The organism is Sporosarcina sp. Marseille-Q4063 (assembly GCF_018309085.1).
In the GTDB taxonomy this organism is placed as follows: Bacteria; Bacillota; Bacilli; order Bacillales_A; family Planococcaceae; genus Sporosarcina.
The window spans coordinates 1,851,913-1,867,517 of record NZ_CP070502.1 but is presented as its reverse complement, the minus strand read 5'-3'; the positions used below and the strand labels follow the sequence as shown (position 1 = coordinate 1,867,517).

The 15,605-nt window shown below is 43.5% G+C and carries 11 protein-coding genes, 1 tRNA gene and 3 rRNA genes; 13 read left to right on the top strand and 2 right to left on the bottom strand.

From position 1 onward, the window contains the following. Positions 1-176 precede the first annotated feature (176 nt). The 8 genes from JSQ81_RS09555 (at position 177) to tsaD (ending at position 8,209) form a co-directional block, all read left to right on the top strand. Positions 177-1,732 (top strand): 16S ribosomal RNA (locus tag JSQ81_RS09555). A gap of 352 nt (positions 1,733-2,084) precedes the next feature. After that, positions 2,085-5,040, top strand: a 23S ribosomal RNA gene (locus tag JSQ81_RS09550). Positions 5,041-5,120: 80 nt separating this feature from the next. After that, positions 5,121-5,236 (top strand): 5S ribosomal RNA (gene rrf, locus JSQ81_RS09545). Together the 16S, 23S and 5S rRNA genes with 1 tRNA gene alongside form the textbook arrangement of a ribosomal RNA operon. Before the next feature lie 120 nt (positions 5,237-5,356). Beyond that, positions 5,357-5,429, top strand: a tRNA-Asp gene (locus JSQ81_RS09540). Between the two features lie 156 nt (positions 5,430-5,585). Next, positions 5,586-6,038, top strand: a complete 453-nt coding sequence (gene tsaE, locus JSQ81_RS09535; protein WP_212607381.1) for a tRNA (adenosine(37)-N6)-threonylcarbamoyltransferase complex ATPase subunit type 1 TsaE — start codon at positions 5,586-5,588, stop codon at positions 6,036-6,038. Beyond that, a complete protein-coding gene (tsaB, locus tag JSQ81_RS09530) occupies positions 6,035-6,745 on the top strand; it encodes a tRNA (adenosine(37)-N6)-threonylcarbamoyltransferase complex dimerization subunit type 1 TsaB (RefSeq protein WP_212607380.1) in 711 nt (236 codons plus the stop codon). The genes tsaE and tsaB overlap by 4 nt, the downstream gene beginning before the upstream one ends. Beyond that, complete coding sequence (gene rimI / locus JSQ81_RS09525) at positions 6,732-7,187, top strand: ribosomal protein S18-alanine N-acetyltransferase (RefSeq protein WP_212607379.1); 456 nt, start codon at positions 6,732-6,734, stop codon at positions 7,185-7,187. The genes tsaB and rimI overlap by 14 nt, the downstream gene beginning before the upstream one ends. Then, complete coding sequence (gene tsaD / locus JSQ81_RS09520) at positions 7,187-8,209, top strand: tRNA (adenosine(37)-N6)-threonylcarbamoyltransferase complex transferase subunit TsaD (protein WP_212607378.1); 1,023 nt, start codon at positions 7,187-7,189, stop codon at positions 8,207-8,209. Before rimI ends, tsaD begins: the two co-directional genes overlap by 1 nt. Positions 8,210-8,586: 377 nt before the next feature. Here the strand turns inward: tsaD and JSQ81_RS09515 are convergent, their stop codons facing one another. Continuing rightward, entirely contained in the window at positions 8,587-10,512 is a 1,926-nt protein-coding gene (locus JSQ81_RS09515) for an ABC-F family ATP-binding cassette domain-containing protein (RefSeq protein ID WP_212607377.1), read from the bottom strand. Positions 10,513-10,635: 123 nt separating this feature from the next. Here JSQ81_RS09515 and JSQ81_RS09510 point away from each other — a divergent pair, with 123 nt between their 5' ends. The 3 genes from JSQ81_RS09510 (at position 10,636) to tatC (ending at position 12,387) form a co-directional block, all read left to right on the top strand. Continuing rightward, positions 10,636-11,286 carry a redox-sensing transcriptional repressor Rex gene (locus JSQ81_RS09510; protein ID WP_212607376.1) on the top strand — a complete coding sequence of 217 codons (651 nt, stop codon included), beginning with the start codon at positions 10,636-10,638 and terminating at the stop codon, positions 11,284-11,286. Between the two features lie 124 nt (positions 11,287-11,410). Continuing rightward, complete coding sequence (locus JSQ81_RS09505; protein WP_212607613.1) at positions 11,411-11,599, top strand: twin-arginine translocase TatA/TatE family subunit; 189 nt, start codon at positions 11,411-11,413, stop codon at positions 11,597-11,599. 17 nt (positions 11,600-11,616) lie between these two features. After that, entirely contained in the window at positions 11,617-12,387 is a 771-nt protein-coding gene (tatC, locus tag JSQ81_RS09500) for a twin-arginine translocase subunit TatC (RefSeq protein ID WP_212607375.1), read from the top strand. Positions 12,388-12,426: 39 nt separating this feature from the next. On the opposite strand, the gene JSQ81_RS09495 is transcribed toward tatC, so the two are convergent. After that, the gene (locus JSQ81_RS09495) at positions 12,427-13,164 is read right to left on the bottom strand and encodes a CPBP family intramembrane glutamic endopeptidase (protein WP_249336689.1); all 738 of its coding nucleotides are present in this window, start codon (positions 13,162-13,164) and stop codon (positions 12,427-12,429) included. 184 nt (positions 13,165-13,348) lie between these two features. Here JSQ81_RS09495 and groES point away from each other — a divergent pair, with 184 nt between their 5' ends. Next, positions 13,349-13,633, top strand: a complete 285-nt coding sequence (gene groES / locus JSQ81_RS09490) for a co-chaperone GroES (protein WP_172373519.1) — start codon at positions 13,349-13,351, stop codon at positions 13,631-13,633. Positions 13,634-13,690: 57 nt separating this feature from the next. Then, positions 13,691-15,328, top strand: coding sequence for a chaperonin GroEL (gene groL, locus JSQ81_RS09485; protein ID WP_212607374.1), 1,638 nt, complete (start codon positions 13,691-13,693; stop codon positions 15,326-15,328). Positions 15,329-15,605: the final 277 nt, after the last annotated feature.

Below are 15,605 nucleotides of genomic sequence, written 5' to 3'. Positions count from 1 at the left end.
TTTGTGGATGTTATATTAGAAAAGTTGCTGTTGAGATGCAGCGAGGAATTAACGTATATGAACCTTGAAAACTGAACAGCAAAACGTCAAGATATAACGTTTCGTTAAGTCGAAACAAAAACGAATCTTCGGATTCGAAGTCAGCAAAATGAAACTCGAGCTATTCAAGTTTCTCTATTATGGAGAGTTTGATCCTGGCTCAGGACGAACGCTGGCGGCATGCCTAATACATGCAAGTCGAGCGAACATTATAAGGAGCTTGCTTCTTATAATGTTAGCGGCGGATGGGTGAGTAACACGTGGGCAACCTGCCCTGCAGATGGGGATAACTCCGGGAAACCGGGGCTAATACCGAATAATCAGTTTGTTCGCATGAACAAACTCTGAAAGACGGCTTACGCTGTCACTGCAGGATGGGCCCGCGGCGCATTAGCTAGTTGGTGGGATAACGGCCTACCAAGGCGACGATGCGTAGCCGACCTGAGAGGGTGATCGGCCACACTGGGACTGAGACACGGCCCAGACTCCTACGGGAGGCAGCAGTAGGGAATCTTCCACAATGGACGAAAGTCTGATGGAGCAATGCCGCGTGAGTGAAGAAGGTTTTCGGATCGTAAAACTCTGTTGTGAGGGAAGAACAAGTACGGGAGTAACTGCCCGTACCTTGACGGTACCTCATTAGAAAGCCACGGCTAACTACGTGCCAGCAGCCGCGGTAATACGTAGGTGGCAAGCGTTGTCCGGAATTATTGGGCGTAAAGCGCGCGCAGGCGGCCTTTTAAGTCTGATGTGAAAGCCCACGGCTCAACCGTGGAAGGTCATTGGAAACTGAAAGGCTTGAGTACAGAAGAGGAAAGCGGAATTCCACGTGTAGCGGTGAAATGCGTAGAGATGTGGAGGAACACCAGTGGCGAAGGCGGCTTTCTGGTCTGTAACTGACGCTGAGGCGCGAAAGCGTGGGGAGCAAACAGGATTAGATACCCTGGTAGTCCACGCCGTAAACGATGAGTGCTAAGTGTTAGGGGGTTTCCGCCCCTTAGTGCTGGAGCAAACGCATTAAGCACTCCGCCTGGGGAGTACGGCCGCAAGGCTGAAACTCAAAGGAATTGACGGGGACCCGCACAAGCGGTGGAGCATGTGGTTTAATTCGAAGCTACGCGAAGAACCTTACCAGGTCTTGACATCCCGCTGCCCGGCATAGAGATATGCCTTTCCCTTCGGGGACAGCGGTGACAGGTGGTGCATGGTTGTCGTCAGCTCGTGTCGTGAGATGTTGGGTTAAGTCCCGCAACGAGCGCAACCCTTAACCTTAGTTGCCAGCATTCAGTTGGGCACTCTAAGGTGACTGCCGGTGATAAACCGGAGGAAGGTGGGGATGACGTCAAATCATCATGCCCCTTATGACCTGGGCTACACACGTGCTACAATGGACGGTACAGAGGGTTGCCAACCCGCGAGGGGGAGCTAATCCCATAAAACCGTTCCCAGTTCGGATTGCAGGCTGCAACTCGCCTGCATGAAGCCGGAATCGCTAGTAATCGTGGATCAGCATGCCACGGTGAATACGTTCCCGGGTCTTGTACACACCGCCCGTCACACCACGAGAGTTTGTAACACCCGAAGTCGGTGAGGTAACCCTTTTGGGAGCCAGCCGCCGAAGGTGGGACAGATGATTGGGGTGAAGTCGTAACAAGGTAGCCGTATCGGAAGGTGCGGCTGGATCACCTCCTTTCTAAGGATTATGTTCGAGAGCGAAAACACTTCGTGTTTGACCTTTCAACATTCGGAATGCAGATTATATCTGCAACTTGACGTTTTGCGTTCAGTTTTGAAGGCTCATTAAGTTTATTAAGTGTTTTTCACTTGATAAATTATGAACTTTCAAAACTTGTTCTTTGAAAACTGGATAAAACAATATTAAGAGTAACAAATCAAGTAATCAATCGAGTCGATTACATTTGTAATTGACAATGCAATACCTTTTTAATGAACATTGACTTTACATCGCTGTCTAGTCGTGTTCAAGAAAAGTATTTAACAGTGACCAGAGCATTCAAACGCGATGGAAACTGATGAATATTTTAGGTTAAGTTAGAAAGGGCGCACGGCGGATGCCTTGGCACTAGGAGCCTAAGAAGGACGGCACTAACACCGATATGCTCTGGGGAGCTGTAAGTAAGCTTTGATCCAGAGATTTCCGAATGGGGAAACCCACTGCCCGTAATGGGGTAGTACATGTACGTGAATACATAGCGTACTTGAGGCAAACCCGGAGAACTGAAACATCTAAGTATCCGGAGGAAGAGAAAGAAAAATCGATTCCCTGAGTAGCGGCGAGCGAAACGGGAATAGCCCAAACCAGGAAGCTTGCTTCCTGGGGTTGTAGGACACTCTATACGGAGTTACAAAGGAATGAATTAGACGAAGCGACCTGGAAAGGTCCGCCGTAGTGGGTAAAAGCCCCGTAGTCGAAAGTTCATTCTCTCCAGAGTGTATCCTGAGTACGACGGAACACGTGAAATTCCGTTGGAATCCGGGAGGACCATCTCCCAAGGCTAAATACTTCCTAGTGACCGATAGTGAACCAGTACCGTGAGGGAAAGGTGAAAAGCACCCCGGAAGGGGAGTGAAATAGATCCTGAAACCGTGTGCCTACAAGTAGTCAGAGCTCCGTTGATTTTTTCTTCGGAATTGATCACGAGTGATGGCGTGCCTTTTGTAGAATGAACCGGCGAGTTACTGATTCCATGCAAGGTTAAGCAGTGAATGCGGAGCCGCAGCGAAAGCGAGTCTGAATAGGGCGATTTAGTATGGGGTCGTAGACCCGAAACCAGGTGATCTACCCATGTCCAGGGTGAAGGTAAGGTAACACTTACTGGAGGCCCGAACCCACGTATGTTGAAAAATGCGGGGATGAGGTGTGGGTAGCGGTGAAATTCCAATCGAACCTGGAGATAGCTGGTTCTCTCCGAAATAGCTTTAGGGCTAGCCTCAAACGTTAGAATCTCGGAGGTAGAGCACTGTTTGGACTAGGGGCCCATCCCGGGTTACCGAATTCAGACAAACTCCGAATGCCGAAGATTTATGTTTGGGAGTCAGACTGCGGGTGATAAGATTCGTAGTCGAGAGGGAAACAACCCAGACCACCAGTTAAGGTCCCCAAATATCCGTTAAGTGGAAAAGGATGTGGCGTTGCCCAGACAACCAGGATGTTGGCTTAGAAGCAGCCACCATTTAAAGAGTGCGTAATAGCTCACTGGTCGAGTGGCGCCGCGCCGAAAATGTACCGGGGCTAAACGGATTACCGAAACTGTGGATTGACACCTTTGGTGTCAGTGGTAGGAGAGCGTTCTAGGGGCGTTGAAGTCAGACCGTAAGGACTGGTGGAGCGCCTAGAAGTGAGAATGCCGGTATGAGTAGCGAAAGAAGGGTGAGAATCCCTTCCACCGAATGCCTAAGGTTTCCTGAGGAAGGCTCGTCCGCTCAGGGTTAGTCGGGACCTAAGTCGAGGCCGAAAGGCGTAGACGATGGACAACAGGTTGATATTCCTGTACCACCTCCCCGCCGTTTGAACAATGGGGGGACGCAGTAGGATAGGGTGAGCGCGCTGTTGGTTATGCGCGTCTAAGCAGTAAGGTGTGAAACGAGGAAAATCCCGTTTCTATAACATTGAGCTGTGATAGCAAGGGGAATTATCCCCGGAGTCCCTGATTTCACGCTGCCAAGAAAAGCCTCTAGTGAGGCGGGAGGTGCCCGTACCGCAAACCGACACAGGTAGGCGAGGAGAGAATCCTAAGGTGATCGAGAGAACTCTCGTTAAGGAACTCGGCAAAATGACCCCGTAACTTCGGGAGAAGGGGTGCTCTGGTAAGGTGTTAAAGCCTGAGAGAGCCGCAGTGAATAGGCCCAAGCGACTGTTTAGCAAAAACATAGGTCTCTGCAAAACCGCAAGGTGAAGTATAGGGGCTGACGCCTGCCCGGTGCTGGAAGGTTAAGAGGAGAGGTTAGCGCAAGCGAAGCTTCCAATTGAAGCCCCAGTAAACGGCGGCCGTAACTATAACGGTCCTAAGGTAGCGAAATTCCTTGTCGGGTAAGTTCCGACCCGCACGAAAGGCGTAACGATTTGGGCACTGTCTCAACGAGAGACTCGGTGAAATTATAGTACCTGTGAAGATGCAGGTTACCCGCGACAGGACGGAAAGACCCCGTGGAGCTTTACTGCAACCTGATATTGAATTCTGATGCAGTCTGTACAGGATAGGTAGGAGCCTGAGATTCCGGAGCGCCAGCTTCGGAGGAGGCGTTGGTGGGATACTACCCTGACTGTATTGGAATTCTAACCCATGCCCCTTATCGGGGCAGGAGACAGTGTCAGGCGGGCAGTTTGACTGGGGCGGTCGCCTCCTAAAGAGTAACGGAGGCGCCCAAAGGTTCCCTCAGAATGGTTGGACATCATTCGTAGAGTGCAAAGGCATAAGGGAGCTTAACTGCGAGACCTACAAGTCGAGCAGGGTCGAAAGACGGGCTTAGTGATCCGGTGGTTCCGCATGGAAGGGCCATCGCTCAACGGATAAAAGCTACCCCGGGGATAACAGGCTTATCTTCCCCAAGAGTCCACATCGACGGGAAGGTTTGGCACCTCGATGTCGGCTCATCGCATCCTGGGGCTGTAGTCGGTCCCAAGGGTTGGGCTGTTCGCCCATTAAAGCGGTACGCGAGCTGGGTTCAGAACGTCGTGAGACAGTTCGGTCCCTATCCGTCGCGGGCGCAGGAAATTTGAGAAGAGCTGTCCTTAGTACGAGAGGACCGGGATGGACACACCGCTGGTGTACCAGTTGTCTTGCCAAAGGCATCGCTGGGTAGCTACGTGTGGACGGGATAAATGCTGAAAGCATCTAAGCATGAAGCCCCCTTCAAGATGAGATTTCCCATTACGCAAGTAAGTAAGATCCCTCAGAGAAGATGAGGTTGATAGGTCCGGGGTGTAAGTGCGGCGACGTACGTAGCTGACGGATACTAATTGATCGAGGACTTAACCTATTCAAGTTAAAAGGGTTTGATTGACCCTGATTTGTGAAAAAATTATTCGTTTTATCCGGTTTTGAGCGAACAAGCTCAAGTCTGGCGGCGATAGCGAAGAGGTCACACCCGTTCCCATACCGAACACGGAAGTTAAGCTCTTCAGCGCCGATGGTAGTTGGGGGCTTCCCCCTGCAAGAGTAGGACGTTGCCAGGCAAATTTCTTCATTTCGTTAACAGGTAAAGATTGATCAAATAAACAATAAATGCAATCAAGAAACCTCGATTTATGGAAATGAAAAAGGGATAGGGTTAATTCCCTTCCTATACATACTAAGGTCCCGTGGTGTAGCGGTTAACATGCCTGCCTGTCACGCAGGAGATCGCGGGTTCGATTCCCGTCGGGACCGTCAATTAATTTAAAACATAGAACCGATTACGGGATTTATTCCGGAGTCGGTTTTTTGTTTTTAGTTTTTTCAAGCATGAACGCTTTCCGATGGAAATTATTTTCTGTACAATTAAAGAAGATAAGCGGAGTGAACTACTCGAAAGGAAATAAAAAAATGAAAAAACAATTTACCGTTCATTCCCTTAAGGAAACGGAACAGCTTGCCAGAAATCTTGCTATACTTGTATCCCCTCCTGATGTCATTACATTAGAAGGCGATTTGGGAGCTGGAAAAACAGCTTTTACACAGGCATTCGCAAAAGCAATCGGAATTACGCGGACTGTTAGTAGTCCTACGTTTACGATATTAAAACAATACGAAGGAAACTTTCCGTTCAATCATTTGGATGTCTATCGTCTGGCCGGAAGTGATGAAGATCTTGGTTGGGAAGAATTGTTTTATGGGGATGCCGTGACGGTTATTGAATGGGCTCATTTAATTGAAGAAGAATTACCTAAGAATCGGCTAGAAATTGAAATTGTTCATGCTGGAAATACGAAACGTATAATTACTGTTAAACCACTAGGTGAACATTATGAAAAGATTTGTGAGGGGTTAAGTATATGATTTGGCTTGGAATAGATACAGCAAATACGCCACTTTCTATTGCTGTCGTGAAAGATGGTGAAATACTGATTGAAGAAAACTCTTCTATGGCAATCAACCATTCACTTCGAGCGATGCCAGCAATCGATGAAGTTTTTAAAAAAGCGAATATTGCTCCTTCAGATATTCACGCAATCGCAGTATCTGAAGGACCGGGTTCTTATACAGGTGTGCGAATAGGCGTAACGATTGCCAAAACGCTTGCATGGACGCTTAATAAACCGCTAGTTGGGGTTTCTAGTTTAAAAGCGCTCGCTGCAAATGCTCTATATTTTGAAGGCATCCTTTGTCCAATTGTAGATGCACGGAGAAATAATGTGTATGCTGGTGCTTACCGATTTGAAAATGGGAAGTTAACCACAGTAATTGAAGATGGACATTTTTCACTTGAAGAATTAATTGGAAAGTTGAAGTCATTTAAATATCCAGTTTTGTTTATTGGAAAAGATACGTCATTGCATAAAGATCAATTGATTGACGAGCTTGCAGACCAAGCAGTATTTGCTCCGATCCAGTTCAATTTACCGCGTGCATCTTCTCTCATCCATACGGCACAGCAGTTTGAAGAGGAAGTGGATATTCATAATTTCGTTCCCGAATATCGCCGAATTGCTGAAGCTGAGGCAAATTGGTTGAAAGCGCAGGGAAAGGAACATGAACGTGGTTAAAGAAATTTCTTACCGTGAAATGGTAAAAGCCGATATTCCGTCGGTAGTAACTATTGAAGAGGAATCGTTCACGGTTCCGTGGACACAGGAAATTTTCGAACATGAGATGACTGGTAATAATTATGCTCATTATATCGTTGCATTGGAAAATGACCAGGTAATTGGTCATTGTGGAATGTGGATTGTCTTAGATGAGTGTCATATTACGAATGTAGCGGTTTTGAAACGTTTAAGAGGTTGTAAAATCGGTGAAGGCTTAATGCGAGAGGCTATTGCTCTTTGTGAAGAAATGGATGTAAAGTTAATGACGTTGGAAGTTCGAGTTAGCAACCATACTGCGCAAAACTTGTATCGTAAGCTTGGCTTCCAAGAAGGCGGCATACGTAAAAACTATTATAGCGACGACGGCGAAGATGCCCTCGTCATGTGGGTGGAATTATAGTGAAAAAAGATTTGTATATATTAGGGATTGAAACGAGTTGTGATGAGACTGCCGCTTCTGTTATTAAAAATGGAACAGAAATCGTATCTAATGTAGTTGCGTCTCAAATAAAAAGCCAAAAACGATTTGGCGGCGTTGTTCCGGAAATTGCTTCTAGACATCATGTTGAGCAAATTACATTAGTGATAGAAGAAGCGCTACAAATTGCTGAATTGCAACCAAAGGATCTAGATGCAGTTGCGGTGACAGAAGGACCGGGTCTAGTAGGGGCATTACTTATCGGTATTAATGCGGCAAAGGCATTTGCTTTCGCAAATCAACTGCCAATTGTCGGGGTGCATCATATAGCAGGGCATATATATGCTAACCAACTTATCCAACCGATGGAATTTCCTTTGCTCGCTCTAATCGTTTCGGGTGGTCACACTGAGCTTGTTCTTATGAAAGAACATGGCTCGTTTGAATTGATTGGAGAGACGCGTGACGACGCAGCTGGAGAAGCCTATGATAAAGTTGCTCGTGTACTTGGGTTGCCTTATCCGGGAGGACCGGAAATTGACCGTTTAGCTACAGAAAGCGACGGGGAAATTGAATTTCCAAGAGCATGGCTTGAACCTGAATCATACGATTTTAGTTTTAGTGGACTCAAGTCATCAGTTATTAACTATAAACACAATTTAGATCAGCGCGGTGAACATGTAAATCCGCAACATGTAGCGGCAGGATTTCAAGCAAGTGTCGTTGATGTGCTGACGACAAAAACAGTGCGTGCTGCTAAAGAATTTAATGTTAAGCAAGTTATAGCTGCGGGTGGTGTCGCTGCGAACAAAGAGCTGCGTACATCCCTTGAAGCAAAATTTATGGAACTTAATATTCCTTTTTATGTTCCACCTATATCACTTTGTACAGATAATGCTGCAATGATAGCTGCCGCGGGATCTTCAATGTTTAGTAGCGGAGTGCGAGGTACATTATCGATGAATGGAAGACCTGGAATGGAGCTTGTTTCATGGAATAAATAGCAAAACGTGGAGAATGTCTTTTCAGACAATTTCCACGTTTTTATTTTTGCTTTTTCGCAGAGAAGAAACAAGTTTCTTCCTTTGTCAAGAGGAACATTCGTACTTATGAACAGGTTGTGCATAACTTGTTGACAACTAATTTAGTTGTTAATTTAATGACAAACATGATGGGATAACTTTGTGTGTAATAAAATAAAAATCTGTGGAAAGTGTGGGAAAGTGCATACCATGGTTGTTTTGAAAGTGTTTATGCTGTGGATAAGGTTGTGGAGAAGTTTACAACTTGATTGGGGATATTCACATGTTATTTTAGGAAAACAAATAGCCATCTCATAATATTGCATGAAGATGACTATTTATTTGACCCTATTATCTTTTTATAAATGTTCAAGTTGTTCTTGCAAAGTGAGCCAGTTTTCCGCTTTTTCGTCATGTTCAGCTTGCAAATTATCGATGTTTTTTTGAATTTCCATGAGCTTTACATGATTGTCCGCATATTCAGGATTTGACAGTTCTTCTTGGAAAGATGCAATACGTTCATCAAGAGCTGTAATTTCATCCTCAATTTCAGCGATTGCACGCGTTAGTCTTCGTTCTTGCCGTTTTATTTCACGATCGTCATCCTGTTTATTTGCAACTGGCGGTTTGTTTACTAAGGCTCTTTCCTTTTCAGCAAGAAGTTCTTCTTGTTCTTGTTTCTTTTCCACGTAGTAATCGTAGTCTCCCAAATATTCAACAGCACCCTGGGGACCGATGTCGATTACTTTTGTCGCTAGGCGATTAATGAAATACCGATCATGAGACACAAAGAGAATTGTGCCAGGAAAATCATCTAATGCATTTTCAAGTATTTCTTTACTATCCAAATCCAAGTGGTTTGTTGGCTCGTCCAATATGAGCGTGTTCGACTTCTTAAGCATCAATTTCGCAAGAGAAAGCCGTGCCTTTTCTCCGCCGGACAATGACGTCACTGGTTTTCCAGCGTCATCTCCAGTGAAAAGAAAGCGGCCTAGAACGCTGCGTATGTCTTTCTCATTCATCATCGGCCATTCGCTCCATAGTTCCTCCAAGACGGTATCATTGCCGGCTAGGGTGGCCTGTTCTTGATCATAATAACCAAATTGAACATTTGTCCCGTATCTTATTTCGCCTGCAAGTTCAGTTTGTCTTTTAACTATAGTTTTCAGTAAAGTCGATTTGCCGACGCCATTGGGGCCAATTAATGCAATTCGATCACCTTTATACACACGTAGGTTCAGATTTTCCGAAACAGGTCCGTTATCATACCCGATTGCTAAATTATCTACCGCAAGGACATCGTTTCCGCTTGGACGATCGACAGAAAAGGTAAAGTTGGCTGACTTTTCATCACCGTCGGGGGATTCCATCCAATTCGTTCGTTCCAACATTTTACGACGACTTTGGGCCATTTTGGATGTCGAAGCGCGTGCAATATTTCGTTGAATAAAGTCTTCGAGATTCGCACGTTCACTTGCTTCTCTCTCGTACATCTTTAAATCACGTTCGTAGTTTTTAGCTTTTTCGCTTAGATAGGCGCTATAGTTGCCAAGGTATTTTGCTACTTTATGTCTTGAAACTTCATAAACAATAGTAACAATTTCATCAAGGAAATAACGGTCATGCGAGACAATCAACAATGCACCCTCGTAATTAACAAGGTATTTTTCTAACCAACTAAGCGTTTCAATATCAAGATGGTTTGTCGGTTCGTCTAAAATTAACAAATCCGGACTGCTTAATAACATTTTTGCGAGTGCAAGTCTCGTTTTTTGACCACCGGATAAAAGGTTAACCTGTTTTGTATAATCCTCTGGATAAAACCTCATGCCGTGAAGCACTGATCGAGTATCTGCTTCGTACTGATAGCCTTTGGAATTACTGAACTCAGTTTGTAATTCATCGTATTCAGTCGAAACGCGTTCGAATTCAATGCTATTTGAAAAGATTGCTGGATCGGCCATCTGTTCTTCGAGGGAACGGATTCGTCTTTCCATTACTCGGAGGGGTTCAAAAACGGTCATCATTTCATCCCAAACTGTTAAAGAGGAATCGATGCCGGAATGTTGTTCCAAGTATCCAATCCGTATGTTCTTTGGAATAATTAAATCGCCTGAATCGGCAGCCATTTCACCCGCGATAATTTTTAGTAAGGTCGATTTTCCAGCGCCGTTTCGTCCGACAAGGGCAACACGGTCGCGTTGATGTACTTCGAGTTGAACATTATCTAATATGGTCGTTCCAGAAAATGATTTAGTTAAAGCGTTGACTTGTAAAACAATCATTATAATACACCTCATTCTACTCTAGTCTAATAGAACAACGCCGCGCGCGCAATGGTCAGCTTTACAATAAACAGCAATTAAGATACGATAGAATAGGCTTTAAGGACGTGTAGGAGGGGTAGAATGTCAGAGGAAATGCCTAAGATTCCACAGGCAACGTCAAAACGCTTGCCTCTTTATTATAGATTTCTTCAAAACTTTGCAAACGCTAACAAAAAGCGTGTTTCGTCTAGCGAATTAAGCGAAGCGATGAAAATCGATGCTGCGACAATACGGAGAGATTTTTCTTATTTTGGGGCACTCGGTAGAAAAGGATACGGATACGATGTCGACTATTTAGTTGATTTTTTTCGCACGATTCTCGATCAAGACGAAGAAACTGATGTCGCCCTATTCGGGGTCGGAAGTTTAGGAAGTGCTTTTTTAAAATATAATTTTCATAAAAACCATAACACACGTATCGTAATGGCATTTGATACTAAGGCTCCAGTTGAGGGGAAAACGGTAAGCGGCATTCCTGTTTATCATCCAATAGTGGCTGAAGAGAAGCTGAAAGAGAAGGGAATCGAACTTGTTATCCTAACATTGCCATCTGGCGTTGCGCAAAGTGTTACAGACGAATTAGTCGACTATGGGATTAAAGGCATTTTAAACTTTACTCCGGTACGCCTTGCAGTGCCAGAAGAAGTTCGCGTCCATACAATTGATTTATCTGTAGAATTACAGACGCTTATTTATTTCATGAAAAATGACCTTAAAGATTCACAATTGTAATAGCCCTATTATAGCAATATGGGCGGCTTTAGTGTAAAATGTTAATAAGTAAGAGGGACTGGTTTAATCCCTAACGATAAGGTAATACGTTTACCAACTCTTAAATAGGAGGTGTCCAAGGATGATGCCAGGTGCTGTGAGCCTTATTCTAATTGCAGTTATTGCATTGCTTGTGTTTGGTCCAAAGAAGTTGCCAGAGATTGGAAAAGCATTCGGTTCTTCATTGCGTGAATTTAAAAACGCGACACAGGGACTCGTCAATGACAATGACGAAGTTAAGAAAGTGGAAAAGAACGAAGAAGAACAGAAGTGAGTTAGGATGTTAGTCCGATGAACGATAATAATTTGACAATCATTGAACATATAGATGAATTGAGAAAACGGCTGATAGTGATTGTCGTTTTCTTTGTTGTAGCAATCATAGGTAGTTTTTTTCTTGCGAAACCACTTATTCGATTTCTTCAGCTTCATGGGGAAGCAAGAGAAATCACATTGAATGCATTTAATGTAATCGATCCGATGTTGATTTTTTTGAAAGTAGTTTTCTTTATTGCCATAGTCATCATATCTCCAATCCTTATGTACCAAATGTGGTCCTTTATTTCTCCCGGTCTGCATGAACCAGAACGACGTGCGACGTTGAGTTATATTCCATACGCCTTTTTACTTTTGCTTGGCGGTATTTCGTTCGCTTATTTTGTCTTGCTTCCATACGTCATAAAATTCATGATGGCGTTATCGATGGACCTAGGTATCACACAGACAATTGGTATTAATGAATACTTTAATTTTTTATTTCAAATTACGATTCCATTTGGGATTGTTTTTCAATTGCCGGTTGTTATTGTATTTTTAGCCCGGTTAGGTTTATTAAATCCATCAATCCTTGTGAAAATACGAAAATATGCATACTTTGGTTTATTCGTTGTTGCGGCATTCATTACACCGCCTGACTTAATGTCGCATTTATTTGTGACGGTCCCGCTGTTTATACTTTACGAGTTTAGTATTGTTATTTCCCGCTTTGGTTATCGAAAGTATTTAAAGGCGGAACAGCAACGACAAATTGAAGAAGTTCAAAATCAAGATTCACCACAATAAAAAGTCTTCCAACCGAATTATCGGGTGGAAGACTTTTTTTCATCCTAATAGGAATGTAATGAAAGATTGATGCATATTCTGTAGTTGCTCAAGTTTTTCATAATTAAGCTGGACGGTGACAACAAGGCCGTTCATTAATAAATGTGAAATCATCGGTGTGATCAATCTTTTAGTTTTATAGTAGACGAAAGAGAAAACAAGTCCCGGTGCCAAGTAAATGAGCGTATGTTGGAGTTCGCCATGGACTGCCGCGAATATGAGTCCACTGATTAAAGCGGCAATGATGAAATTGGTTTTTTGATAAAGACCTCCGAAGATCACTCGTCTGAAAACAATTTCCTCTAACAGTGGTGCGAATATGACAATGCAAATGATGATAATGGGAGATACTTTAGCGATTTCAGATAGAAAAGCTGTGTTTTCTGAACCGGGTTCAATGCCGATTAGTTGTTCGATAAAGGCCGCAGCCATTTGTCCGAAAAGTGCGAGGAAAAAGCCGATGACTCCCCATAAAATTGTGCTCCCCACTGAAGCAGGTTTGCCTTTAAACACATGAAAGAATTTCTTTCGTGTGAAAATTAATAGAAGGAAGATGATTGCAGCTAGTGTATTAGCTGTAAAGAGTGACCATGCAATTCCATGATATTCAGCATGTTGTGTAGTTAAACTTGGATTTCCTTTAAAGTATTGAAAAATCGGCTTGACTAAAAATATGCTACCGATTTGCATAATGACGTAAGTGAAGATCAGGTAAAAATAGATTTTCCAGTTTTTCAAAATGTTCATCTCCTAAAATAACAACTGCTGTTATTTTAGCTGTTTTAAACAACATAAGCAAAGGGAAGAATGTCTGAGTACATCACTTGCAAAATAGGCAGATGTTTATTATGATTAGAATTGTGTTAGCACTCTTTGTAGATGAGTGCTAAAAGAAATTATTATCTTTGGGAGGTTGTTTTACTTGTTGAAACCATTAGGTGACCGTATCGTAATTGAATTAGTAGAGGCTGAAGAAAAAACGGCAAGCGGCATTATCGTGCCAGATTCTGCGAAAGAAAAACCGCAAGAAGGAAAAGTAATTGCTGCTGGAACAGGGCGCGTTTTGGAAAATGGCCAACGTGTCGACTTAGAAGTAAAAGAAGGCGACAAGATTATCTTCTCAAAATACTCCGGAACTGAAGTTAAACATGAAGGTAATGAATATTTAATCCTGCGTGAAAGCGATGTATTAGCTGTTATCGGTTAATTCAAGGAAAGATTTAGTACTAAACAAACATGCGTAAATTCAGGAGGGAAATTATAAATGGCTAAAGAAATTAAATTTAATGAAGATGCACGTAGTGCGATGCAACGCGGAGTTGACAAGCTTGCAGATACAGTTAAAGTAACACTTGGACCAAAAGGACGTAACGTTGTTCTTGAGAAAGCATTTGGTTCACCACTTATTACAAATGATGGTGTAACGATTGCTCGTGAAATCGAACTTGAAGACAAATTTGAAGATATGGGTGCAAAACTCGTAGCTGAAGTTGCTTCAAAAACGAATGAAATCGCTGGTGACGGAACGACAACTGCAACAGTCCTTGCACAAGCAATGATTAGCGAAGGTCTTAAAAACGTAACAGCGGGTGCAAATCCAGTTGGAATCCGTAAAGGAATCGAGCTAGCTGTTAAAGAAGCTGTTGGACAGTTAACAGTTATTTCTAAACCAATCGAAGAGAAAGAGTCCATCGCACAAGTTGCCGCTATTTCTTCAGGTGATGAAGAAGTTGGAAAGCTAATTGCAGATGCAATGGAGCGCGTTGGCAACGACGGCGTCATTACAATTGAAGAGTCAAAAGGATTTACAACTGAACTTGACGTTGTAGAAGGCATGCAGTTTGACCGTGGTTATGCTTCAGCATATATGGCTACAGACACGGACAAAATGGAAGCAGTTCTTGACAACCCATATATTCTAATCACAGATAAAAAGATTACAAACATCCAAGAGATTTTACCTGTTCTTGAGCAAGTTGTTCAACAAGGTAAACCACTTCTAATGATTGCGGAAGACGTTGAAGGGGAAGCACTTGCAACACTTGTTGTAAACAAACTTCGCGGTACGTTCAACGCAGTAGCAGTTAAAGCACCTGGATTTGGTGATCGTCGTAAAGCAATGCTAGAAGACATCGCAATCCTAACAGGCGGCGAACTCATTACAGAAGACCTGGGTCTTGACCTGAAAGAAACACAAATTACACAACTTGGAACAGCTTCAAAAGTTGTTGTCACAAAAGATAACACGACAATTGTAGAAGGTGCTGGAGATACAGACCAAATCGCAGGCCGTGTCAATCAAATCCGTACGCAACTTGAAGAAACGACTTCTGAGTTCGATAAAGAAAAACTACAAGAGCGCCTAGCAAAACTATCAGGCGGCGTTGCAGTTATCAAAGTCGGAGCAGCTACTGAAACTGAGTTGAAAGAGCGTAAACTTCGTATTGAAGACGCATTGAACTCAACACGTGCAGCTGTTGAAGAAGGAATCGTTTCGGGTGGAGGAACTGCACTCGTTAACGTTTACAAGAAAGTAGAAGAACTAACTGAAACGACTGAAGGCGACGTAGCAACTGGCGTTAAGATTGTTCTTCGTGCACTTGAAGAACCAGTTCGTCAAATTGCAAACAACGCAGGCCTTGAAGGGTCAATCGTTGTCGATCGTCTGAAGCGTGAAGAAATCGGTATCGGTTTCGACGCAGCAGAAGGTACTTGGGTAAACATGATGGATGCAGGTATCGTTGACCCTACAAAGGTTACGCGCTATGCGCTTCAAAACGCAGCATCTGTTGCAGCAATGTTCCTAACAACTGAAGCAGTCGTTGCAAACATTCCACAAGAAAATGCTGGCGGCGGAATGCCGGATATGGGCGGCATGGGTGGAATGGGCGGAATGATGTAATAAGACCCCCAACCCCTTGATAAGAGTGGAATGCTAACGGAAGCTTCTCAAAAGTTCACTAAACTTTTGAGAGGCTTCTTTTTTCATTTCTTGGATTCAGACCAGAAATCTATTACAGACGTGCCATTCTATTTTAGATAGACTTAGTGAAAGTAAAGGCTACTTCTTAAAAAACTTGGAGGTTGCTTTTTTATGTTGTTACAATCAAATAAAGACTCACATAGGAAATGATTATCTTTCAGAAAAGTACGAAAACAGCTTTATTGTTATTGAAAAA